General features: G+C 49.4%; 15 protein-coding genes and 2 tRNA genes. 9 read left to right on the forward strand and 8 right to left on the reverse strand.

Translation table 11 applies throughout. The features are described 5' to 3' along the window. The first annotated feature begins 271 nt into the window (after positions 1–271). From carA to eno, 3 genes are all read left to right on the forward strand, one after another. Positions 272–1,342, forward strand: a complete 1,071-nt coding sequence (carA, locus tag QZ310_RS03020) for a glutamine-hydrolyzing carbamoyl-phosphate synthase small subunit (RefSeq protein WP_297070240.1) — start codon at positions 272–274, stop codon at positions 1,340–1,342. 27 nt (positions 1,343–1,369) lie between these two features. Further along, positions 1,370–4,594 carry a carbamoyl-phosphate synthase (glutamine-hydrolyzing) large subunit gene (gene carB, locus QZ310_RS03025; RefSeq protein WP_297070242.1) on the forward strand — a complete coding sequence of 1,075 codons (3,225 nt, stop codon included), beginning with the start codon at positions 1,370–1,372 and terminating at the stop codon, positions 4,592–4,594. A gap of 229 nt (positions 4,595–4,823) precedes the next feature. Continuing rightward, positions 4,824–6,134 (forward strand): phosphopyruvate hydratase, encoded by a 1,311-nt coding sequence (eno, locus tag QZ310_RS03030; RefSeq protein ID WP_297070244.1) that lies wholly within the window; start codon positions 4,824–4,826, stop codon positions 6,132–6,134. 418 nt (positions 6,135–6,552) lie between these two features. On the opposite strand, the gene QZ310_RS03035 is transcribed toward eno, so the two are convergent. The 4 genes from QZ310_RS03035 to QZ310_RS03050 form a co-directional block, all read right to left on the reverse strand. Next, a complete protein-coding gene (locus QZ310_RS03035) occupies positions 6,553–8,298 on the reverse strand; it encodes a hypothetical protein (RefSeq protein WP_297070246.1) in 1,746 nt (581 codons plus the stop codon). After that, on the reverse strand, positions 8,273–9,643 hold the full coding sequence (locus QZ310_RS03040; RefSeq protein ID WP_297070247.1) for a hypothetical protein: 1,371 nt from the start codon (positions 9,641–9,643) through the stop codon (positions 8,273–8,275). Before QZ310_RS03040 ends, QZ310_RS03035 begins: the two co-directional genes overlap by 26 nt. Continuing rightward, on the reverse strand, positions 9,630–11,777 hold the full coding sequence (locus QZ310_RS03045; protein WP_297070249.1) for an AAA family ATPase: 2,148 nt from the start codon (positions 11,775–11,777) through the stop codon (positions 9,630–9,632). Before QZ310_RS03045 ends, QZ310_RS03040 begins: the two co-directional genes overlap by 14 nt. Positions 11,778–11,975: 198 nt before the next feature. Further along, positions 11,976–12,049: transfer RNA gene (locus tag QZ310_RS03050), tRNA-Asp, on the reverse strand. A 634-nt stretch (positions 12,050–12,683) separates the two neighbouring features. On the opposite strand from QZ310_RS03050, the gene QZ310_RS03055 reads away from it, so the two are divergent. Further along, positions 12,684–12,757: transfer RNA gene (locus QZ310_RS03055), tRNA-Ile, on the forward strand. A 416-nt stretch (positions 12,758–13,173) separates the two neighbouring features. On the opposite strand, the gene QZ310_RS03060 is transcribed toward QZ310_RS03055, so the two are convergent. The 3 genes from QZ310_RS03060 to QZ310_RS03070 are packed head-to-tail and all read right to left on the reverse strand — an operon-like array spanning position 13,174 to position 16,853. After that, the gene (locus QZ310_RS03060) at positions 13,174–15,717 is read right to left on the reverse strand and encodes a hypothetical protein (protein WP_297070251.1); all 2,544 of its coding nucleotides are present in this window, start codon (positions 15,715–15,717) and stop codon (positions 13,174–13,176) included. Positions 15,718–15,721: 4 nt separating this feature from the next. Further along, entirely contained in the window at positions 15,722–16,375 is a 654-nt protein-coding gene (locus QZ310_RS03065; RefSeq protein ID WP_297070254.1) for a DUF4974 domain-containing protein, read from the reverse strand. Beyond that, the gene (locus QZ310_RS03070) at positions 16,368–16,853 is read right to left on the reverse strand and encodes a sigma-70 family RNA polymerase sigma factor (RefSeq protein WP_297070256.1); all 486 of its coding nucleotides are present in this window, start codon (positions 16,851–16,853) and stop codon (positions 16,368–16,370) included. Before QZ310_RS03070 ends, QZ310_RS03065 begins: the two co-directional genes overlap by 8 nt. A 442-nt stretch (positions 16,854–17,295) precedes the next feature. Between QZ310_RS03070 and QZ310_RS03075 the strand changes: the two genes are divergently transcribed. Beyond that, positions 17,296–18,303 (forward strand): YeiH family protein, encoded by a 1,008-nt coding sequence (locus tag QZ310_RS03075; RefSeq protein ID WP_297070408.1) that lies wholly within the window; start codon positions 17,296–17,298, stop codon positions 18,301–18,303. A 521-nt stretch (positions 18,304–18,824) separates the two neighbouring features. Next, positions 18,825–19,337: a DUF6808 domain-containing protein gene (locus QZ310_RS03080; RefSeq protein WP_297070258.1), complete on the forward strand. Its 513-nt coding sequence runs from the start codon at positions 18,825–18,827 to the stop codon at positions 19,335–19,337. On the opposite strand, the gene QZ310_RS03085 is transcribed toward QZ310_RS03080, so the two are convergent. Beyond that, positions 19,316–20,503 (reverse strand): lipid-A-disaccharide synthase, encoded by a 1,188-nt coding sequence (locus tag QZ310_RS03085; protein ID WP_297070260.1) that lies wholly within the window; start codon positions 20,501–20,503, stop codon positions 19,316–19,318. The two genes, QZ310_RS03080 and QZ310_RS03085, sit on opposite strands and share 22 nt — an antisense overlap. Before the next feature lie 158 nt (positions 20,504–20,661). Between QZ310_RS03085 and QZ310_RS03090 the strand changes: the two genes are divergently transcribed. From QZ310_RS03090 to QZ310_RS03100, 3 genes are all read left to right on the forward strand, one after another. After that, a complete protein-coding gene (locus QZ310_RS03090; RefSeq protein WP_297070262.1) occupies positions 20,662–21,111 on the forward strand; it encodes a PepSY-like domain-containing protein in 450 nt (149 codons plus the stop codon). A gap of 148 nt (positions 21,112–21,259) precedes the next feature. Continuing rightward, entirely contained in the window at positions 21,260–21,949 is a 690-nt protein-coding gene (locus QZ310_RS03095) for a glucosaminidase domain-containing protein (protein WP_297070264.1), read from the forward strand. Then, entirely contained in the window at positions 21,946–23,268 is a 1,323-nt protein-coding gene (locus QZ310_RS03100) for a DEAD/DEAH box helicase (protein WP_297070267.1), read from the forward strand. Before QZ310_RS03095 ends, QZ310_RS03100 begins: the two co-directional genes overlap by 4 nt. Positions 23,269–23,410 lie beyond the last annotated feature (142 nt).

The raw sequence follows: 23,410 nt of genomic DNA on the forward strand, positions 1-23,410 counted from the left end.
CGCAGTATTGTATTTATTCTAATTCAAAACTACAACAGGTTGTTGTAGTTTTGCCGTGGGGACACCTTAATTATCTTATAACCAATTTTGGAGATGATGATGACGCCATATTGTATTTGTCACGTTTGATATATAATCTGAGAATTTGGCAGTTTTTCTGATGTTCAGAGTGTTTTTTAATGTCGGTAGGGGGATTATGTGGTGAAAAAGTCGTAACTTTGCACACGGGCAACAGTGCAACCCGACGAAACTTCATAATCCATTCAATCGCATGCGACAGTTTAAGCGCGCCGTCCTGGTCCTCGAAGACGGCACCACTTTTGAAGGAAAATCCTTTGGCTATGAAGCCTCTACTGCCGGCGAAGTGGTGTTCAACACCGCCATGACCGGCTATCCCGAAAGTTTGACCGATCCCTCATACGAAGGGCAAATCCTGGTCACTACCTATCCTATTCTCGGCAACTACGGCGTCCCGCCGCGTCGCGAGAAAGATGATGTCAGTGAGTATTATGAGAGCGATAAAATCCATTGCCAGGCAATCGTGGCGCAGGATTACTCTTACGACCACTCCCACTGGCAGGCCGACCGCTCTCTTGCCCAATGGCTTCAGGAAGAAAAAATCCCCGGTATTTACGGCATCGACACACGTCAGCTAACCAAGCATCTCCGTGAACACGGCTCAATGCTCGGTAAGATTATCATTGACGGTTGTGACGATGTCGATTTTTATGACCCCAACCTTGAAAACCTTGTCGGCAAGGTAAGCTGCAAGGAGGTAGAGGTTCATGGCGAGGGTGAGAAGACCGTTGTCCTCGTTGACTGCGGTGTCAAGCACAACATCATCCGTTGTCTCACCCGCCGCGGTGTGAAGGTGGTGCGTGTTCCCTGGAACTACGACTTCACTTCAATCCCCTACGACGGCCTCTTCATCTCCAACGGTCCCGGTAACCCCGACATGGCCGAGGAGATAGTGGTCAACATCCGCAAGGCAATGGAAATCGGCAAGCCCATCTGCGGTATCTGCATGGGCAACCAGCTTCTTGCCAAGGCAGCAGGTGCGAAGACCTATAAACTCAAATACGGCCACAGAAGCCACAACCAGCCCGTGCGCCGTGTCGGAACAGAGAAATGTTTCATCACCTCGCAGAACCACGGTTTTGCTGTCGACAACGAGACACTTCCCGCCGACTGGGAACCCCTCTTCATCAATATGAACGACGGAACCAACGAAGGTATCCGCCACAAGTCGAAGCCCTACTTCTCGGCCCAGTTCCATCCTGAAGCAAGCTCAGGCCCGAAAGACACCGAGTTCCTCTTCGACGAATTTATCAACATGCTTTAACGTCATCCCCTCATATATTCTTTCATCATGCGTAACGAGAACATCAAGAAAGTATTGCTGCTTGGTAGCGGCGCGTTGAAAATCGGTGAGGCCGGCGAGTTTGACTATTCAGGCTCCCAGGCGCTCAAAGCCATGAAGGAGGAGGGGATCACCACCGTCCTCATCAATCCCAACATCGCGACAGTCCAGACATCGGACGGTTTTGCCGACAAGATCTACTTCCTCCCTGTCACTCCCTACTTCGTGGAGAAGGTGATACGCAAGGAGAAGCCCGACGGCATTCTTCTCGCGTTCGGCGGACAGACCGCGCTCAACTGCGGTGTGGAACTCCACCGTTCCGGCATCCTTGAAAAGTATGGCGTGGAAGTGCTCGGCACTCCCGTCCAGGCTATCATGGACACCGAGGACCGCGAACTTTTCGTCAAGAAGCTCGACGAGATTGATGTCAAGACCATCAAGAGCGAGGCCGTCAATTCAATCGAGGATGCCAAGGTGGCTGCAGCCGCACTTGGTTACCCCGTGATTGTCCGTGCTGCCTACGCCCTCGGAGGTCTCGGCAGCGGTTTCTGCGACAACGAGGAGGAACTCGTCACTCTCGTCGAAAAGGCTCTTGCCTTCTCGCCCCAGGTGCTCGTCGAGAAGTCGCTCAAAGGTTGGAAAGAGGTCGAATATGAGGTTGTCCGCGACCGTTTCGACAACTGTATCACCGTCTGCAACATGGAGAACTTCGACCCGCTGGGCATCCATACCGGCGAATCAATCGTCGTGGCTCCTTCGCAGACCCTTTCAAATGAAGATTACCACTGGCTGCGCAAACTTGCCATCAAGATTATACGCCACATCGGCATCGTCGGCGAATGTAACGTGCAGTATGCCTTCGACCCCACTTCGATGGACTACCGTGTCATCGAGGTCAACGCTCGTCTGAGCCGTTCGTCGGCCCTCGCATCGAAAGCCACCGGCTATCCTCTGGCATTCGTGGCAGCGAAACTCGGTCTCGGCTACGGTCTCTTCGACCTGAAGAACTCCGTGACCAAGGAGACTTCGGCATTCTTCGAACCGGCGCTTGACTATATCGTCTGCAAGATTCCCCGCTGGGACCTCGGTAAGTTCCACGGTGTGCGCCGCGAAATCGGCTCGTCGATGAAGTCGGTAGGAGAGGTCATGGCCATCGGACGTACCTTCGAGGAGGTTATTCAGAAGGGTCTCCGCATGATCGGTCAGGGAATGCACGGTTTCGTCGGCAACAACCAGCGTGACCTCCCCGAACTCGAACATGCACTCAAGGAACCGACAGACAAGCGTATCCTTGCCATCGCTCAGGCCATGTTCAAGGGCTACACCGTAGATCAGATCCACGATCTCACCAAGATTGACAAGTGGTTCCTCTACAAGCTCCAGAATATCATCAACACCGCCGGTGAACTCCGCGACTACAATGAGCTTGAAGCTGTCCCCGAGGCACTTCTCCGTCAGGCGAAGGAGCAGGGCTTCAGCGACTTCCAGATTGCCCGCGAAATCTATCAGGAGAATCTGACAGAGCCTGAAAAGGCGCTCCTCGACGTTCGCGCCTACCGCAAGAAACTCGGCATCCTCCCTGTCGTCAAGCAGATCGACACCCTCGCTGCCGAGTATCCCGCACAGACAAACTACCTCTATCTCACATACAACGGCCGCGAGAACGATGTCAAGTATCTCCACGACCATCGTTCAATCGTGGTTCTCGGTTCGGGTGCCTACCGTATCGGTTCATCGGTTGAGTTCGACTGGTGTTCGGTCAATGCCCTCCTCACTGTCAAGAAGGAAGGCTGGCGCTCGGTTATGATCAACTACAATCCCGAGACCGTATCGACCGACTACGACATCTGTGACCGTCTCTACTTCGACGAGCTTACCTTCGAGCGTGTGATGGACATCCTTGACCTCGAACAGCCCCACGGAACCATCCTCTCTGTGGGCGGTCAGATTCCCAACAACCTCGCTACCCGCCTCGACGCGCAGAACATCAATATCCTCGGAACAACCGCCCAGAGCATCGACAATGCTGAGGACCGCAACAAGTTCTCGGCCATGCTCGACCGCCTCGGCATCGACCAACCCCGCTGGCGCGAGCTGACAAGCCTCGAGGACATCAACGAGTTCATCGACGAGGTTGGCTTCCCGGTGCTTGTCCGCCCGAGCTATGTGCTCTCAGGTGCGGCCATGAATGTCTGCCATAACCAGGAGCAGCTTACACGCTTCCTGAAACTTGCAGCCAACGTGTCGAAGCAGCACCCGGTGGTTGTCTCGCAGTTTATCTCCGGTGCCAAGGAGATTGAGATGGATGCCGTCGCACAGAACGGTGAGATTGTCGCCTACGCAATTTCTGAGCATATCGAGTATGCAGGTGTGCACTCAGGCGACGCAACCATCCAGTTCCCGCCGCAGAAACTCTATGTCGAGACCATGCGCCGCATCCGCAAGATTTCGCGTCAGATTGCAAAGGCTCTTGAAATCTCCGGCCCGTTCAACATCCAGTTCCTTGCCAAGAACAACGACATCAAGGTTATCGAGTGTAACCTGCGTGCTTCGCGAAGCTTCCCCTTCGTGTCGAAGGTTCTAAAGATTAACTTCATCGACCTCGCAACTCGCGTCATGCTCGGTCTGCCCGTCGAGAAGCCCTCGAAGAATGCCTTTGATCTCGACTATGTCGGCATCAAGGCTTCGCAGTTCAGCTTCTCGCGTCTGCAGGGTGCCGACCCCGTGCTCGGTGTGGACATGGCTTCGACAGGTGAGGTCGGATGTATCGGTGTCGATTCTTCCGAGGCTCTTATCAAGGCCATGATTTCCGTAGGCAACCGCATCCCATCCAAGGCTGTCCTCATGTCGACCGGTACTGCCAAGCAGAAGGCCGAGCTCCTTGATGCAGCCCACGAGCTTGCCAACCGTGGATATACAATCTATGCGACAGGCGGTACACATGCCTACCTCAACGACAACGGCATTCCCGCTATCCGTGTCTACTGGCCGTCGCAGCCCGACATGCAGCCTCAGGCCATCGAGCTTCTCCATGACCACAAGGTGGACATGGTGGTCAACATCCCCAAGAACTTCTCGACCACGGAGCTTACCAACGGCTATAAGATTCGCCGTGCGGCCATTGACCTCAACATTCCGTTGCTGACCAATGCCCGTCTGGCTTCGGCCTACATTGATGCTTTCACCACTCATCCGCTCGACGAAATCGAAATCAAGAGCTGGGACGAGTATTGATAAAGTACTAAGTATAGAGTATAGAGTATAAAGTATAGAGGATAAAGTTTGGGAAATTGGATGCAATTTCCCAAGCTTTTACAAAATACAATAAAAATTAAACAAACTCTTGTTGCAAAGCCTCGGGAGATTTCGTAAATTTGCCTTCGCATTTAAGCGAAATCATCAATTCGCCCAATGAGGCTCCAATAATTTAGGTAAAAAACTCAATTAAAATTAATTATAAACTATGAAAATTGAAAAAATTATCGGTCGTGAAGTCCTTGACTCACGCGGCAACCCCACCGTTGAAGTAGACGTAATCCTCGAATCAGGCGCACGCGGCCGTGCATCTGTTCCCTCGGGCGCATCAACCGGCGTAAACGAGGCTCTCGAGCTCCGCGACGGTGACAAGGCCCGCTACATGGGCAAGGGCGTTCAGAAGGCTGTTGCCAACGTAAACGGCCCCATCGCTGAAGCTCTTAAGGGCATGAGCGCTCTCGACCAGATCAAGATCGACGAGACTATGATCGCTCTCGATGGCACTGACACCAAGTCTAACCTCGGTGCAAACGCTATCCTCGGTGTATCTCTCGCAGTTGCCAAGGCTGCTGCCGACTATCTCGATCTTCCCCTCTACAAATATATCGGCGGATGCAACAGCTACGTTCTCCCCGTTCCCATGATGAACATCATCAACGGTGGCGCTCACTCTGACGCTCCCATCTGCTTCCAGGAATTCATGATCCGTCCTATCGGCGCATGTTGCTTCAAGGAAGGTATCCGCATGGGTACTGAGGTGTTCCACAACCTTAAGAAAGTTCTCCATGACCGCGGTCTCTCTACTGCAGTAGGTGACGAAGGTGGTTTCGCTCCCGCTCTCGACGGTACTGAGGATGCCCTCAACGTTATCATCAAGGCTATCGAGCTCGCAGGCTACGTTCCCGGTAAGGACGTTACTATCGGTCTCGACTGCGCCGCTTCTGAGTTCGCAAAAGAGCAGCCCGACGGTTCATTCATCTATGACTACACCTGGAAGCAGGGTGCCGATGCTCCCAAGCTCACCAGCGAAGAGCAGGCTAAGTTCCTCCAGAGCCTCGTTGAGAAGTATCCTATCGACTCTATCGAGGACGGTATGGGCGAAAACGACTGGGCAGGCTGGAAGGTTCTCACCGACCTCATCGGCAAGCGTTGCCAGCTCGTTGGCGACGACCTCTTCGTTACCAACGTGAAGTATCTCCAGCGCGGTATCAACGAAGGTTGCGCTAACTCAATCCTCGTTAAGGTTAACCAGATCGGTTCACTCACCGAAACTCTCCGCGCAGTTGAGCTCGCTCAGCGCAACGGCTACACCGCCGTCATCTCTCACCGTTCAGGCGAGACTGAGGACGCTACAATCGCCGACATCGCTGTCGCTACCAACGCCGGACAGATCAAGACCGGTTCTGCAAGCCGTTCTGACCGTATGGCCAAGTACAACCAGCTCCTCCGCATTCAGGAAGAACTCGGTTCTGCAGCTGCCTACGGCTATGGCAAGAAGACCAAAATGCCCCAGGAATAATCCACGCAAACGATATTCCGAATCCCGTGTCTAAGGAGAAATCCTTAACCGGATAACAAAAACAATGCCGACCTGATCAACTTCAGGCCGGCATTGATTTTTTTCGGATTGAACCCTATAAAGCTGTTTGTGTTATCACCTTGCCCGATGGCAATTAGTAAGTTGCGAAGCAACGTTGCGGTAATAGCCCCTCATCGAGCGGCAACGCAATGAAGCCCGCAGGGCGAAATTGCGCTGCCGCGAAGGTGTGTGGGTTATCGGTAGACAAGCAACAGTGGGCATCGAAGATGTCCGATAATATCATCACGCATCCCTCACTCATCCGAGGTATTGGCCTGATTTGAATAGCAACCGGGTAATGTCCGGCAATTTTTATTTCTCTTCAATTTATATTACCAATTATTTGAATTTTCCATCATTATAGCTTTGCCAATTCTTCTATCATGGCGCGGCGTTTGGGGTATCTTTCTTTGAGTTCTTTAGCGAGATTTTCTGCGGTTTCCTTTTCTCCGAACTTCTTTATATGGCGGATATAGCGTGTGAGGGTGATATATGAATCGCGACCCATGTAGTCGTCCGCATACTTGCGGATGGCATTGCAATACAGATTTACAAATTCTTCTCGGTGAATGTCCTTGAAATACGGTTCGGCTTCTTCCAGATAATGAAGGGCAGGGTCGGCGGAGAGCATTTTGAAATATTCGTCCCACATCTCTTCCCGGATATAGATGAATTTCAAATTATCATATTCATAATAATTCCTGTCTGCCTTTATCTGTGAAATCAGATTTTTTACGGTTTCAGGCCATTCTTTGTGTGGAATATTGTTTTTTATAAGATTGTAAAGCTCCTCTTGCCTAAAGTTCCTGTTGCCTCCTTCGATGAAGAAATATTGTGAGAGCTCAGCGATATTCTTATGGTCTTGCTTAATGATGTAGATGCGTAGTTTTGCCTCTTTCCAGTCTTTCACAAGATCGGGCCATTCACGGTCGTTGCCGATTCCTTCGGTCGCAAGGTCAAGGGCTTTGTCATAGTCACTGCAGTCGATTGCATTTTGGATGAGCGTCTTGCGGAAATCCGGATTGTAGCGGTGTTGATAGATGAATTCGTCGGCTTCTTTCCGGGAGTATCTTTTTTCTATGACCTGAGCCATTAGTTTCATTTTTTCGCTGTCTCTCCATGAATTTTCGTCGGCCGGTGTGGTGCTGAGTGCCTTCTCAATCCGGTCAAGTTCGGTTGGTCCGGATGCGAGGTTTACTGCTATTGCAATGAATTCTGTTTCCCAACTTCCCCATCCGGCAAGATGTTTAGCCTCGTCCCACGACATCATTCTTTCGAATATCATCTTGCGTGTTGACTCCGGAAGTTCAGCAACCTCGATTTCTTCAAGAGCCATGAATGCTTTTGAGACAGTGGCTCCGAGATAGCCCCCGCTGTCATCTCCGCAGTTAAGTATGGTCTCTGCTTCCTCTATCACAGCCTCAATCTTGACGAAAGCAGCATCCCATTCCCGGGCCTTGATATTATCATTGGCACGGTATATGATTTCCATGATGGCGTTGCCGACCTCTCGGGCATCACGGTATTCAACGTAGCCGTAGCGCCCTTGAGCCTCGCGGATGATGGAGCGTATCTGCGTACGGTAGATTTCGGCAGATTGTGGCAACACTCGGTCGCTATACATGTTGATGAGGCGCATCTTGACTGAGCGGTCGGAACATTCTTCGCGCACGAAAGCTTTCAATTCGTCGACGGTCAGCGAATCAATGATTCTGTCGATGTCCTTGGCGGTTATAATCTTCTTCTTTTTTGGTTGGCCGGTTTTAGGTTTGGATGGCGTTTTGCTTTCATTTTTCTTTGGAGACAGGTCGGTATAGTCGGCAAAGGAATTGTTTTCAAGCGAGAACATGGCCGCAACGACATGTTTGCACACCGGACCCATGTCATAAGGGCAGTTGCAATCGAAATCCACCACCTCGTCACCTTTGAGTTCAATACGGACATCGTATGGTTCAGTTCCCTGGACGATAAAATCAATTTCGGAATTTGAGCCGTGGTCAATTCTGTTAATCTCCTCTACGACTCCGGATTTGAAATATTTCAGACCGCGTTGCAGAATCACGGGGTCGATTTGTTGTTCAAAAAGTTTCAGATTTAATTCCATGATTATTCATTTTATCGGTGTGAGGGGAGGACTGATGTCTTTTGATATACTGCAGAAGGTCGGTTTCGGATTCATTGATGAGGATTGAAAATGTCTTGAAGTCCGGGGCTTGTTGCGGGATATGGAAACTATAGGTGTGGAGGGTGGCGTTGAGGTCAAGCCCGTGGCCGTTGAGGCTATGGGCTACCGCTTCTGAGGGGGCGGTGTCGGGATGGATGAAGATTCCGTTACGGGCCTTTAGACGGTACATATAGGTCAACATCTGATTGACATCGTTGCGGGTGTCAATCTTCCTTTTGTATTTGGCATCAATCACGGTCCCGTGGCTGTCGCGGTCATAGAAATCGGGGAAGCGAGGGTATTTCTTCCCTTTTCCGAGATAGACTGAGCCGAGATTTTGGCGGTTGTCGGGATGATGGAAGCCTTTTGGCGTGAGAAGCGTTGCAAGGTATTCCTCCCAAAGATAGGACACGTCAAAAAGTATGCCGTAGATTCTATCCCCGTCATCTCCGTATTTGATCTTTTCATGGCGGAGAATGCGGAGGCATAGATTTTGCAGCGGTCGGTAGGCTGTATAGTAGGGATGGGTGATCGGCTTGATGTTGTCCCGGAGGATTTTGTCTCTTTCGGTTTTCACGAAAGGAGATGTGGCCGTTATGATTTTCGATACTGAAGCGCGGGTTTCGGCATCGTTTTCCAGCAGGAATGAGCCGCCTTTCTGGGTGCGGATATATTCAATAGTGTGGCGGATCAAGCGTGTCACGCGGTTGTCGTGGCTGAATTCACGGGTGCGGTAGGCCATGCGTCCATTGAAGGGGATGTTAAGTCTGCAATGGCGGTTGATGTCGACTGCTCCACGGATGTTTGAGTCATTATGGGTGTGGGTGCGGTATTCCTTGTAGAGCCCTTGACGGAGGGCATCATTCAGGAATTTCGGGAAGAGATATAGCAGGAAATCAAAAACAGATTCCTCGGATGAGGCGTGGGGTAGGTCGAAGAGGTTGAAGTTGAAAACCTTCCGGAGGAGATAGTGGAAGAAATAGTCGTTTTCAGGACTGTTGGCGAAGCGGGAGTTGATGGTGACGGACAGATTGCCGATTCCGATGAAGCCGACGAGGTTGCCTGTGTCCAGCTCGGCGCTCTTGCAGTGCGTTCCCTGCCAGTTCAGCCGGAGGTCGAAGAGGTGTTGGCAGGCAATTGAATCCTTGCACTCCTTGAATGAATGGGGATAGATGAGGACGGGGCAGTCCCTGTCGTTGACAATGTCGGCCAACGGACGGTTGGCGAGACACTGCAGGGGCCGGAAGTCCGTGAGGCGGTAATGGCTGTTGTCAGTCAGTCTCATTGTCATCATTTATTCCATAATATGCGCTTTCGAGAAGCCTGAGGTTTTCTTCGGCATTGATGGTGCCGCGCAGATATTCAAACAGTACTCCACGCAGATGGTTTTCCCACAGATGGCCGTAGGCTTCCTCCTTGTTGCTGTGGTCATCGTCGAGATACAGACCGAGTTTGGCGAAGTAGGCAGCCCCGATGTGGAATGAACTGTTGAGGCCTTCGATGCCTTCGTTTTCCTCGTCGTTGCGGATTGCATTGTTGAGCCGGTTCATGACTTCAATGACTTCGTCTTTCATCTCACCAAGGTCGTTGAGCATCTCAGTATTGTCGGCCGCTTTGATTTCCTCCCAAGCGAAGCGTCGGCGCATGGCAAAATCCATGCTTTCGACACTGCGGTCAATGTCGTTCATTGTGCCGATGATATAGACGTTCTCAGGGACATAGAAGCCTTTGTAGAAGGGGTCGTCCTCGTCGGTAATCAAGTTTTGATATTGGGTTTTCACGCGGCCGCGCTCTCCGCGATAGCCGGGGTCGATGCTGAAAAACAGCTCTCCGAATATCTTTGAGATCTCACCTCGGTTGATTTCGTCGATGATAAGGATGTGGGGCAAAGGAGAGGAGTTACCTTCCGACAGGTTATGTTCGGCTTCTTCTTTTCTTCGAAGAATCTCATGTAGGACAGCCCAGAAATAGGAGGCGTTGCATCCTCCGATTGTATCACGGATAGTATTGTTTATATTAGTAATTGCATCAAGTTCTTCAACAGATTTATAATTCCGATACAGTTGTTTAAGTCTATCTAAAGATACAACATTGTCTTCCTTTGTACTTTCCCATTTAATTGTATTTCTTGAAGAAACCCTTAACCGTTGAGATTTCTTTCCGGATCGTAGACCTAAAGTTTGAGTACGTCCGGATTGAATATCTTTGATTAATTTGTTAAAGAAGTGTTCAAAAGAATATGTCCTTTTTCCCAACGCCCTCTTACAGAAATCCTTGAAAATACCGTCTTTGCGTTCGAAGCCTATATTCCCGTTTTTGTCGGGTGGGGTAGGGCGGAGGCCCTCCACGAAATCGGTGTAGTCGTAGGATGGATGAAACTGCACGAATTCACACACTGCATCCATCTCCTCAGCAATCGCTTTGGCCAGATGGGTCTTGCCCGTGCCCGGAGCTCCGGTCAGAATCAGATTGCGGTTGGCTTTAAGCAGTTTGATGTAGCGATCATATTTGCGACGGTTTTCCATGGGCTGAGGTGTTGATTGGAGTAGATAATCGGTTATATATTTAGGAATGTCTGTTTGGGATAAGCCATTGCTTTGGGGCCATGCTTTTTCAGGAGGCCGTATGTCGAATTCTTCGGTGGTGATGTATCCGTTCTCTTTAAAGCAAAGCCATTTGACATCGACAAAGTGTGGGTAGTAGACTGGATTGTCGCTCTCGTCAATTCCTGCATAATGGATGGAAGGTTGATATTTGTAAGAGGAAACGGCTATTCCGATTCCAAGCAGTCCGGAAGAGGCGTGGGTGGAGCAGACCATGTCGCCCGGTCGGATTTGTTTAAGCAGTGCAATGTTTTTTCCTGCCTGTTCGTCGTCACGATACAGAGAGGCAATATCTTCTTCTGAATAGTCAGAATAATCTTCGTCCATGCCTGCGACAGCGGCTATGCCGTTATCCAGAAAACTTTTCCATGCCCGGTGGCGGTAGCCCCGGCAGTTGGTCGGTGGAAGGAAATAGCACTTGTGTGGACCGTATATGTCACCCTCAGTAGGAATAAAGAATTTTACATTCGGATTCTCGATGCCAAATTCCTTAAGAAAGGCATGGAACATGATTTTATGCGTCGGACTGTCATCCTGCTTGTAAAGTTTCAATTTCAGATACCTGTCGTTGGTTTCTGTGCCATCTCCATGTAGTTCATATTGCTTTTCCCAAGTATTCTCCTTATAGCCACAGAAACGGCTTGGGCCGAACATCAGTTTGTTTCCAAACGGCTCCACGACAAAGCATCTCCCTTGGCGGTAACGATCGATAGCCCACTCACGCTCGTCGCCATCATCACTTTGGGCGTAGGAGTAGAGAGTATGGATATTCCGGATCACATCGGCTCTGCAGTCTATGAAATCTGTCCTTGTCATTGTCATCTTTCTCGTGTGTGGTGCGTAAATCGTGGATGGGTTTGAGAGTTTCTGTAGGTGTGTGGCTGAGCGAGAAGCCCGCACTTTGCGACAAAGATATGAATAAAAATTTATAAAACAATAGGATGGATATATACAAAAAAAGAATGAGTAAACAGAACCGAAGTTCACGTATTACTCATTCTCCTCTCTCCTCAGCGGTATGGACGGGACTCGAACCCGCGACCCCCTGCGTGACAGGCAGGTATTCTAACCAGCTGAACTACCACACCAAGGTTTTGAGATGCAATCCGCAATTTTTTTGCTTCGCTAAGCATTGCGGTTATCGCTGTTTTGCGAGTGCAAAGTTATGAATGTTATGCGAAGTGTGCAAATATTTTTAAATGATTTTTTAAAAATTGGATGTTTTTATGAGAAAAAGGATATAAATTGGCCTGTATGTCGTGAGAAAATACGGATTCATTCTTATTAGAACATACGCTGCAGATGCTTCAGGAGAGTATATTTTGTAAATGAGAAAATATGGTTTTAGCGTATAGAGCGTTTTTTTTGACAACGCATTTTGAGTAAATTTTAAGTTTTGGCCGAATCTCTAAACGATATTTTTCGGAAAGATAGAGCTATGGGGGAAGTTTTAGATTGCATATATATCGGTACATTTGATATTTGAAGAGATATTTATTCAAATGAAATATTCGCTACATATATTCATGAAATATTCGGTACATATATTCAAGTGTTCATATTCCCTGCTAAGAATTCCACAAACTCAATTAAAAAACATAAAAACGATAAAAAAGCACACAATGCTATTGACAAGTATAAAAAAAATATCTACCTTTGCAACGCTAAAAGCGAAAACTGACAATCTTGGTCAAACGCGTTTAGTTGCACAAAATCGCAAAAGGTCCTATAGCTCAGTTGGTTAGAGCACCTGACTCATAATCAGGGAGTCCTTGGTTCAAGCCCAAGTGGGACCACCTCTTAAAAATCAAGCAGTTACGAATCAAATCGTAACTGCTTTTTCTTTTGTCTTGAACATAAGTCTGAATACATCGCCGAGGACACCAAATCATCGCGTCTCCGGAGGCTATGGTTAACTGAGCTTATTTGAGATTGCTCAATAATCGTTAGACACATTCAAAATCGAGTCGGCTCCAATAATCGAGCCAGTCCCCGACTTCGCGCCGGGGGCTGGCCATATTTGTATGAAAAGCTATTTTTATTTCAAGATTTCGGCTGAACCGGTGTCTGGGTCGGCTATCTCATCGCTATGCTGTTTATTTCAAGATTGCGGCTGAGCTGGTGCCTGCGCCGCCTACCTCATCGCTATGCTGTTTATTTTAAGATGGCGGCTGAGCCGGTGCCTGGGTCGCCTATCTCATCGCTATGCTGTTTATTTCAAGATTGCGGATGAGCCGGTGCCTGCGCCGCCTACCTCGTCGCCACGCTGCACTTTCTTGCCATAACCGAATGTGTAGGTCGCAGACAAGCGTACGCTAAAGTGTGTGTCGGTGTTGTAATTAACCATATTGTCAGTGTAGTAGGCATATTCGCATTTGGTGGTGCTATAGACCCACGTTGTTCTGAACGGGTTGGCCACCGTCAGTCTTAAATTCAGATTTGATTTACTCCATCCGGCTTCTATTTCAAGAGAGCTTTTCGTCTTGATGATAGTGTCGTAATTCGACCATAGGCTTGTGAGGGGAGAATTGAAATAGCCTGAAAAATAGAAGTTGCCAAGATAGTATTGTATTGAACCGGTGAGGATAAAAGGATTGTATCTCACCGGGACGGATCCATTGGTGCGGTAGAAGTCCTGCGTTGGAATAAGTCGAATTTGTAAATCATTGTCAAAGAATGAGGCGGTTGCGGAGAGTCCGAGAATTGTCCACAGATGATTGCCGTTGTTTTCATAGCTTCGGAGTATGGCGCGTCCATTATCATAAGGACTATACACTGGTGTCCATCTGTCAAACAGGCCTATAAATCTCACATAAGGGGATATTTTTAGCCACGGCAACATATTCCAGCTATAATTAAGAGATGTTGACAACATGTGAGAGTTCCTTAGCTTGGAATTGCCGCGATAATACAACAACTCATTTTCTTTCAGGACGTTTGGACTCTTGCCATTATCCGGAGTTGTTTCCTTGGAATAATTAAGGATGAAATTCAACGAATGGTTGCGGTTGGGCGACCATCCGACATTAATGCTACCGAATGGAAATAATTCCTCCTCCACATAGTCGTTTGTCCTATTGTACTGATACCTCAAACCGCCCCGTAAATCGGCACTGAAATTATTGGTATAGTAACCATACTTCACCGTTCCTCCGGCATAGGCATCCAAAAGTCTGTCAGTTGCCGGGAAATCGCCGGAATAATTAACCCTATACTCTGTTCTTCCACCAAATCCGGAGAGAAATAAATAATGGTTATTTCCCAGGCCTTTCCTTAAGTTTGCAGAAATATAAAAGGAATTGGCCTTCTCGAGGGCGTTGTTCAGTATGGAGGTTTCATCAGTCGTATATAGCGACTCTTGTTTATTGAGTGTGTAGGACGCAAAAGGGTATAGTGACAGGTCGTACTGACGTGGGAAGGTGAAGTAGAATGTTCCATTGTATGTCACCGACTTCACTTCAGAATTCTTTTCCGTCCTATAAGTGGAAGCCTCGAAAAGCTCCGGAGAAAACTCGACTGTGCCATCATTGTCATTGGCCGGCTTTCCAGTGTAGGTGAAACCGACAGTGTTTTTCATCTGAAAATTTTCAGAATCGTATGATGCGCGGAAGGTTACCGGGACGGTGTTCTCGATATTTCGACTGCTTGTCAGCGTTTGTTTCCTTTCTGCCCAATATGGTTCTTCTCCTTCCGGAGAAAGCAGATATGATGAAGTCCCGCTGCTGCCTTTATGGCGATTGTTAATGTTTTGACTTTCAGCATAAAGGTCGTAGGTCATACTTTTGTATTTGAATTTGGAATATACGGAAACGTCGCTTGACAAGCCGGAGAAAAAGCTTTCATTGGCACTCAATTTTGTGTATCCGCCATATTCATATTTCTGCAGGATAAAATTCACCACTGTGAGTGCTCCCATGAAGCGAGGGTCGGAAGGTGAATAAGAGAATTCAACCTTCTGGACGTCGCCGGTACGCAGACCTTTCAGTTCCTCGGCCGAAGCTTTGGTGTAATCGATGAATATCGCGACTTCACGGCCATCTGTGGTCTCCACGCTATTGTCGGATAGTTTTACGATAATCTGAGGTATGGCCATCCTGCGCAATAAATCGATGGCATCCAAAGATGTGTTTTTCTGACGTTGGGTCGGGAGATAAATGTTCCGGTCGGAATAAAGGTGGGCAGTCTCGCCATTCACCGATACCTCACTCAATTTTACGGTATTTTCCGGCATGATGATTGTGCCGATGTTGAAGGTATCGCACTGATGATATGTTGTCTTGTAGCCAAGGCATGAAAGCTTGGCAATCACATCGGTCCGGTCGCACGGGATTCTGAAGCGACCTTCCTCATCGGCAATAGCGAAGGTCAAGACCGTTGAGTCCTTGGGGGCGAGGAGCATGACGGTGGCGGCGACCACTGGCTCGTTGTCAAAGCCTATGGCACGTCCGGTATAGACATACTTACCGTGCTGGAGAGCCTCGACATAGTAGGTGCTTTTGGATTTGACGACAGTCACCGGATTCAGACCGATTGTCTGACGGAGGGCGTCGTAGACATTGTCGGCATTCACTGCGGCGCTTGTATTGTAGTTTTCAAGCTCATTGTAGATGAAGTTGATGTCGATGGTGGGGTGATTCTCCATAATCTGCTGAATCGCTTTGGGTAGGGGAGTCGAGTTGAAGCGGTAGGAGAATGTTTCGGCATTGGCCATGACGAAGGCTGACATGGCGCAGATAAGCATAATTATTCTTGCCATGAAGTCAGTCTATTTTGATGGTTTTGTCCTTGACGGAGATGTGGATTTGCTCGAAGTTATTGAGGCTTTCAACGATTTCGTCGAGGGTCTGTGCCTGATTCCAGCGGAAGTAAAGGCGAAGTGATTTGGGAGCATCCGTCGAGAACTCCACTTTATAGCCGTAATATCCGGCAATACGGGTTGCGATGGTCTCCAGAGGTTCGTTATCGAAAACTATTGTTTCGGGGGGTGCAGCCGGTAATTCCTCGGCGACAGTAATTGAGTCGGTAGTGACAAGATTTTCTCTTGCTGTTGCAACAGTCGCTGTTGCCGGTGTTTCTGCCGTTTGTTTGAGGACATAGTTTACGCTTACTCCAACTACGGCAGCGACAGCCGCAAGCGAAGCAATCCCTATCGCGATGCTTGCCGCGATGTTTCGGGTAAACAGATTGACGATGCGGAAAGTGGAGCGCTGTTGTGTGGCCGGATGTGACTTCTTGAAAGTCTCCCATTCGGCATCAATATCGGGAGCAGGAATTGGCGTAAGGGTAGCCTTTGTCTTGTCAAGCAGGTCGTAAACCTCCCGGACTTCAGGATCCGCGAGCAGGGTCTCGATGTCCTTTTCAGAGTAAAGGTCGGGATGCTCGATTGCATCAAGCAGTCGGTCTATTTTATCCATTTTGAGATAGTTTTAAGCGTAAGACATCTATTGCATGACGCAAATGCTTATAGACAGCAACTTCGCTGATACCCAGTGTGGAAGCAATTTCCTTGTAACTCTTCCCGTCGGTGAAACGCAATTCGACAACCCTACGGCAAGCATCGGTCAGACCGTTTGCCACGGTCGAATGAATCTGCGCGATTGTATCATCGTCGGGCCATTCGTCATCAGCAATTTCCCGCTCATCAATAGCATAAAGTTCCTTGATGCGTTCACGGGCAGAGAGGCTGCGGAGATGGTTGAGACACCTGTTGCGGACCGCACGGAGCAGATACTGGGCTGACACGTCTGTCAGTCCTGCGGTGAGAAGCGACTCAAAGACATCGTGCACAATGTCCCGCGCCACATCCTCATCGCGCAGTATCAGCATTGCGAGGCGGTGCATCGCCAAGTAGTGGGTTCTGAAAAGCTGTTCTATGTCATTTCTGTGCGACATAATTGATTTTTAAGGTGCAAATTGGCCCAAGGGGTCTATAAGTTATCGTCATACACAATTAAGACACCTCATTTACGAAAAACCTAACCTTTCAATCGAAGAATTTTTCAAAAAAATTTCGTGCTTCTATGTTTTTGTTGTTTATTACATTGTAAAATTACAAAACAAAATTTACATCACGCGACGGAATCTATGTGTTTTTTTATTGATTTCGTCTGGTGATGTAAATTCGCGCTCATTTCCCGTCTGATGATAACTGCAATTGCAGGTGTGAAATAAAAAGGGGGTGATGAGCGTTTATATAAAGTTATGGCTTTCCCGTCGGATGACTTTTCATCGGTGATTGGCCTTATACATAGTTTGAAAAAATACTAACCTATTATTCAAATAATTAAAATCTCAATTCTTTCCAATGACAAAATTTACGGAAAAACGCATCAGCATGTTTCACGGCATTCTGCTGATTGCACTTTTTGCCTGTGCGGCCTTCTACATCGGCGAGGCGCAGTTTTTTAAGGACCTTTCTTTCAGTCCGATGATCATAGGTATCATCCTGGGTATGCTCTATGCCAATTCGCTCCGCAACAATCTTCCGGAGACGTGGGTGCCGGGCATTCAGTTCTGTTCCAAGAAAGTGCTTCGTCTGGGCATTATTCTCTATGGTTTCCGTCTGACTTTCCAGGATATTGTCAACGTCGGAGTCTCCGGTATCGTGATTGATGCTATTGTAGTGACAGTCACTATTCTTGGCGGTGTGTGGATAGGCAAGTTGCTTAAGATGGACCGCGATACAGCGCTCCTGACCTCTGTCGGCAGCGGCATCTGCGGTGCGGCGGCTGTCCTCGGCGCGGAGTCTGCAATCCGTACACAGCCCTATAAGACTGCTGTTGCTGTCGCAACCGTAGTGATTTTCGGCACGATTTCAATGTTCCTTTACCCGATTGCCTACCGTTCAGGATGGCTTGACCTCTCTCCGCAGGAGATGGGCATCTACTCCGGTTCGACTCTCCATGAGGTCGCTCATGCTGTCGGTGCGGGCAATGCTATGGGCACCGAGATTTCCAACGTTGCCATTATCGTCAAGATGATTCGTGTGATGCTTCTCGTCCCCGTGCTTATTATCCTCGGATTCTGGGTGGCACGCCGTGGCAAATCCGAGGAGGCCTCCGGAGAAAAAGGCAAGGTGAATATTCCCTGGTTTGCAGTAGGTTTCCTTGTGGTCATCGCCTTCAATTCGTTCAATCTTCTACCGGCCGCGTTTGTTGATGCAATCAATTATTTCGACACTTTCCTTCTGACTATGGCCATGGCTGCTTTAGGTGCTGAAACGAGCATCGACAAGTTCAAGAAAGCCGGCGCAAAGCCCTTTGTGCTTGCATTCTGCCTTGATATTTGGCTTATCGGAGGCGGATATATTCTTGCGAAATACCTTGCTCCGATCTGGCTGTAAAGAGGAGAAAAATAAGCCTGATAGGGCTAAGGCTAATTAGAGCTGATAAGGCTAATAGGCCCAATAGGACTAATAAGCCCAATAGGGCTAATAAGCCAAATAAGCCCAATAAGATTCAGATATAAAATTCCCGGATAGAAAATCAGGGTGCAGATTCTCAGGATTTGCACCCTGATTTTCTATTAATCTATCCGGCCTTATTTGCCTTATTTGCCTTATTAGCCCTATTGGGCCTATTCGACTTATTAGGCCTATTAGCCTTATTTCTCCTATTTTTCTTCTCCTTTTGCATTATCGCACCTTTTCGGGATTTTGTGTGCGTAACTTTGCAGTGGCAGTTTTCCCCACTTGAACTCCATTTCTTATCAAAAGCCCTTGATAAAAAACGCTCAAAATTAATTTAATCACATTAAACCAATTAATCCCCCTCAATAAATCAATTAATCCCCCTCAATTTTCGCTTCCCCGTTCTAATAAACCACCCCTCATCTAAACCATCCTCATCCCCACATCTCTCCGCCATGAAAAAGATTATCTATTGCATTTCCCTGCTTGCAGCCGGTTTCTGTGCCGGGCATTACACCTATTTCCACCGCTTCGACCCGCATCTTGTCCCCGTCTACGACACTATCTTTCTGTCTGATACATGCTTTATCCCTATACCCACTCCGTCGGCTGATAGTGTGCGTGTTGCTGTAGCGCAACGTCGTCTACCGACAGCCTCTCACGGGAGCAGTCTGCAAAAGCCAATTCTCCCTCACCCGCATTTTGACATGCCTGCGGCTGATTCTGCCGATGTGCTTGTCCCGATTGTCAGTAAGGTTTATTCCGACTCAAATTTCCGCGCCGTCGTCAGCGGATTTGAAGCGCGACTTGATTCGCTCGTCGTCTATCCGCGTCAGACTGCCATTTTGCCCCGCGCTTCCCGACCGGGCAAATGGTCGTTAGGAGTGACCGCCGGAGCTTGTCTTAGTCCACGGGGAATTTCCCCGGGAGTGACTGTCGGGTTGACCTACACTTTCCTGAGCTTCTGAACAATCAGCCGTGCGACATTGGCCGCAGCCGAACTGTCGGTGTGCAGGATTTCCCGAATCCGCCGGTAGCCGTCGAGCTGAGCCGAGCGCGGAGCACCGTCGGGAATCAGTCGGGAAAGTTCGCGGTCCACAGCCTCAGGAGTGCAGTTATGGACAAGCATTTCAGGCACGATGCACCCTCTGACTCCGGTCTTGACTGCCTCTTCGTTGACCTCGCGACGCGTCTGACGGTCAATCTTTCCGCCGATGAGGTTTGGGAGTGACGCGTAGGGAATCTTCAGTATGTGAAGGAAAATGTCGTGGGCCCACTTCCACCCGACAGCCCGATAACACACCACCTGCGGACATCCTGCAAGCGCACATTCAAGCGAGGCCGTCCCCGAAGTGACCATAGCCACCCGAGAACTTGCCATCAAGCCGAGCGTTGCGCCGTCGACTACGGGAAAATCGGTGAACCGGGCATAAAAATCGCGCTTGAGCGACGGAGCGCCTGCGACGACTGTCTGAAGCTCCGGATGACGGCGCGCCACGGCATCCATCACCGGCAGATTGGCCTTGATCTCACCCACACGGCTGCCGGGGACGAGCGCGAGGATCGGACGGTCGGTCAGCCTGTGGGCCGACAGGAATTCATCACGTGGAGGAAGAGCCTCGATTGCCTGCTCCACCTCCTCGACCGAAGGATTGCCGACATAGGTCACCTCCACACCGCGTTCTGCGAACCATGCCGGCTCGAAGGGTAGAATTGAGAACACTTCGTCGACATAGCGTTTGATTTGCTTGATGCGATATGATTTCCATGCCCACAGTTTCGGCGCTATGTAGTAGAACACCTTTATTCCAAGTCCCTTGGCATATTTGGCAAGCGTGAGGTTGAACCCGGGATAATCCACGAGCACCACCGCATCCGGACGCATGGTGCGGATGGCCTCCTTAGCGGTCTTGAAATTTCCGAGCACCTGTGGCAGATGTGCAGCCACGTCGATGAAGCCCATGAAGGCCATGCGGCTGAAATGAATCAGTGGTTTCTTGCCTGTTGCATCGGCCATGCTGTCGCCGCCGAGAAAGCAGATGTCGGCTTCCGGGTCGATGCGGAGCAATTCCCTGATGACCTGTGAGGCATGGATGTCGCCTGATGCTTCGCCTGCTGAGAAGAAATATTTCATAGTTTCGTGTGGAATGGGTGGATTTGCTTGTTGTCTTAGGGGATGGAGATTTGCAAAGTTAACCTTTTTAGCCCGTATCGCAAAACAGCATCGGTATAATCGGCGTGGACGATACTTTTTTCATCTTGTTTTGTTATATTATAAAAACCATAAACAATATGAAAAAACTGATATTATTTCTTCTTCTTGTCCTCACGGCCGGAGGAGCGGCACACGCAATTTTCGATCAGTACACAATCAACCGTGACAAGCTTCCGCAGGAAGCGCAGAACATGCTCGACGAGTATTTCCCCAAGGCTAAGGTCGGCATGATCAAGGTTGACAAGCACTTGCTCAAAAAGACAGACTATGATGTCCGCTTGGTCAATGGCACTACAATCGAGTTTTCGAATGCCGGTAAGTGGACTTCGGTCGATTGCAAGACCCGTGAAGTCCCCGAGGGACTTGTCCCGAAGACCATCCGCAACTATGTAGCCAAAAATGCCAACGGCGCTAAAATCGTCAGCATTGTTAAAAAGACAACCACCTACGAAATCGGACTTTCCGATGGGGTTGTTATGATTTTCAGCCGTCTCGGTCAGTTCAAGAGCATCAAGCTCGAGGAATGATAGAAGCTGAGCCTAAAAGTCCCGCAAGCGTAAAATTTAATGAAAAATTACTAAAATTTTATTGTTTGCGGGATTTTTCGTAACTTGCGCGTTATAAAAGTGTCACTACAACTATTTATTCACCCTACCGTAAAAATCTCACGCCATTATGCTACGTCTGATTCTTCCGATGTTTCTGGCACTGCTCCCATTGCTGTCCTCTGCTAAAACACCCATCTTTGGCAAAGCCCAGGTGGATGTCGATTATATGTATGACTACGTCTGCCGTCACAACCCCAAGTTTGACCGCGAGGTCGCCGAGGCTTTCTACAGGATTGGGGAACGATACGGTATCCGTGGCGACATCGCGCTTTGTCAGGCTATCATCGAGACCGGTTGGTTCCGTTTCGACAATGGAACTGCCGTGAAGGCCAAGGCCCATAACTACTGCGGTCTCGGAGTCAAAAAGCGTGGCGACAAGGGTTGCAAGTTCCGTTCTGTTGAAGAAGGAGTGACGGCTATGATACAGCATCTCTATGCCTACGCCTGCTCCAAGGAGCTTCCCGGAGGCGAGAAGAAGGTTGACCCGCGTTTTGATTATGTGAAACGCGGTTGCGCTTCGACGTGGGAGAAACTTGCCGGACGATGGGCCATGAATCCCCGCTACGGCAAGAACATATTAAAGATTTACTCAGGTCTGGCTGCCCATGCCAAATCCGGAAAGACTGTCAGGAAGGCTGTGCCGTCCATTTCGGTGGACCAACTTGCGGAAACTGACATGCTCGACGGAATCGGTCCGGACTGCCGCCACGACGTTGACGAAAGTGTCGATGTCGCAAACATTGAATTGTTCAGATGAAAGAAAAAGAACTTCTGTCAAATATAAATGCCCGTCTCGGCATTTCGGAACTCAACGAAATGCAGCGCCGCATGGCCGGTCTGCAGCTTAAGGGCACGGTGACGCTGATTGCGCCCACCGGTTCCGGAAAGACATTGGCATTCGCTATCCCGCTGCTTAAGAATCTCGGCCCCTCCGACGGAAAGGTGAGGACAGTTGTCATGGCTCCCTCGCGCGAACTTGTGATGCAGATATTCGAGGTGATACGCCCGATTGCCACCGGACTGAAGACTGTGGCTTTCTATGGTGGTCATCCCATGCAGGAGGAAGTGAATTCCCTTTCGGTAACCCCCGACATTATCGTTGCCACTCCCGGTCGTCTGCTCGACCATATCAAGCGTGGAAATCTCGACCTTTCGGGAGTCAGGACGCTTGTGCTTGACGAATACGACAAGGCGCTTGAACTTGGGTTTGCCGACGAGATGAAGCGTGTGTGCAAGAAACTGACATCGGTATCCTTTGTCATACTTACCTCCGCGACTCCGCTTTTCGAACTGCCGGATTATCTTCCGAAGAGCACCCGCAGCGAGCTTGTGGATTTCAGCGCATCTACGTCGCCACGCCGCCAGATGCAGATTGTCCATGTGCCTTCCCCCTCGCGCGATAAGCTCGACACTCTGATTGATCTGCTCCGCTCGTTGCAGGATGGGAGGGTGATTGTCTTTGCAAACCATCGCGAGAGCGTTGAGCGCATCCATGCGGCTCTCCGCAAGGCCGGACTTCCGGCCGGATTATACCACGGCGGTCTCGAACAGAACGAGCGCGAGAACGCGGTGGAGCTTCTCAACAACGGCACCACACCTATCCTAGTTTCCACCGACCTCGGTTCGCGTGGCCTCGACATAGCCGAGCTGTCGGCTGTGGTCCATTATCATCTTCCGCCCACTGTCGAGGCGTGGACCCACCGCAATGGCCGTACCGCCCGTCAGGACGCTAATGGTGAGGTCTATGTCATTACAACTGAGGATGAAAACATCCCGGATTATGTTGAATGGGACCGCGATTATGTGCCGCAGGGTCATAGCGCCAATCCGATTGAAACGTCGACGGCCACCCTCTATTTCAATGTCGGAAAAAAGGAGAAGATTTCCCGTGGCGACATCGTTGGTTTCCTCATCGCTAAGGGAGGGCTTGAAGCCGGACAGATCGGGCGCATCGCCCTGCGTGACCATTGCGCGCTTGTGGCAGTCCCGCGCTCCGAAGCCAAGAGACTCATCAAAGACCTCGCCCCCGAACGCATCAAAAACACCCGCGCCAAAATCACCCTCATGCAGGGTTGATAGAGATAAGGCTTATTAAGTCTAATAGGCCAAATAAGTCAAATAAGCCCAATAGGGCTAATAGGGCCAATAACAATAATAGGAAGCAAGGCAAATTTGCCTTGCTTAAAATAAAAAACGCTCATGGCTGCAAGTTTCGGAA

Source organism: uncultured Duncaniella sp. (assembly GCF_910577345.1).
In the GTDB taxonomy this organism is placed as follows: Bacteria; Bacteroidota; Bacteroidia; order Bacteroidales; family Muribaculaceae; genus Duncaniella.

Excerpts from the sequence above, each read along its gene's own strand:
- carA (WP_297070240.1), top strand. The coding sequence starts at position 272 with ATGCGACAGTTTAAGCGCGCCGTCCTGGTCCTCGAAGACGGCACCACT.
- carB (WP_297070242.1), top strand. The coding sequence starts at position 1,370 with ATGCGTAACGAGAACATCAAGAAAGTATTGCTGCTTGGTAGCGGCGCG.
- eno (WP_297070244.1), top strand. The coding sequence starts at position 4,824 with ATGAAAATTGAAAAAATTATCGGTCGTGAAGTCCTTGACTCACGCGGC.
- QZ310_RS03035 (WP_297070246.1), bottom strand. The coding sequence starts at position 8,298 with ATGGAATTAAATCTGAAACTTTTTGAACAACAAATCGACCCCGTGATT.
- QZ310_RS03040 (WP_297070247.1), bottom strand. The coding sequence starts at position 9,643 with ATGAGACTGACTGACAACAGCCATTACCGCCTCACGGACTTCCGGCCC.
- QZ310_RS03045 (WP_297070249.1), bottom strand. The coding sequence starts at position 11,777 with ATGACAAGGACAGATTTCATAGACTGCAGAGCCGATGTGATCCGGAAT.
- QZ310_RS03060 (WP_297070251.1), bottom strand. The coding sequence starts at position 15,717 with ATGGCAAGAATAATTATGCTTATCTGCGCCATGTCAGCCTTCGTCATG.
- QZ310_RS03065 (WP_297070254.1), bottom strand. The coding sequence starts at position 16,375 with ATGGATAAAATAGACCGACTGCTTGATGCAATCGAGCATCCCGACCTT.
- QZ310_RS03070 (WP_297070256.1), bottom strand. The coding sequence starts at position 16,853 with ATGTCGCACAGAAATGACATAGAACAGCTTTTCAGAACCCACTACTTG.
- QZ310_RS03075 (WP_297070408.1), top strand. The coding sequence starts at position 17,296 with ATGTTTCACGGCATTCTGCTGATTGCACTTTTTGCCTGTGCGGCCTTC.
- QZ310_RS03080 (WP_297070258.1), top strand. The coding sequence starts at position 18,825 with ATGAAAAAGATTATCTATTGCATTTCCCTGCTTGCAGCCGGTTTCTGT.
- QZ310_RS03085 (WP_297070260.1), bottom strand. The coding sequence starts at position 20,503 with ATGAAATATTTCTTCTCAGCAGGCGAAGCATCAGGCGACATCCATGCC.
- QZ310_RS03090 (WP_297070262.1), top strand. The coding sequence starts at position 20,662 with ATGAAAAAACTGATATTATTTCTTCTTCTTGTCCTCACGGCCGGAGGA.
- QZ310_RS03095 (WP_297070264.1), top strand. The coding sequence starts at position 21,260 with ATGCTACGTCTGATTCTTCCGATGTTTCTGGCACTGCTCCCATTGCTG.
- QZ310_RS03100 (WP_297070267.1), top strand. The coding sequence starts at position 21,946 with ATGAAAGAAAAAGAACTTCTGTCAAATATAAATGCCCGTCTCGGCATT.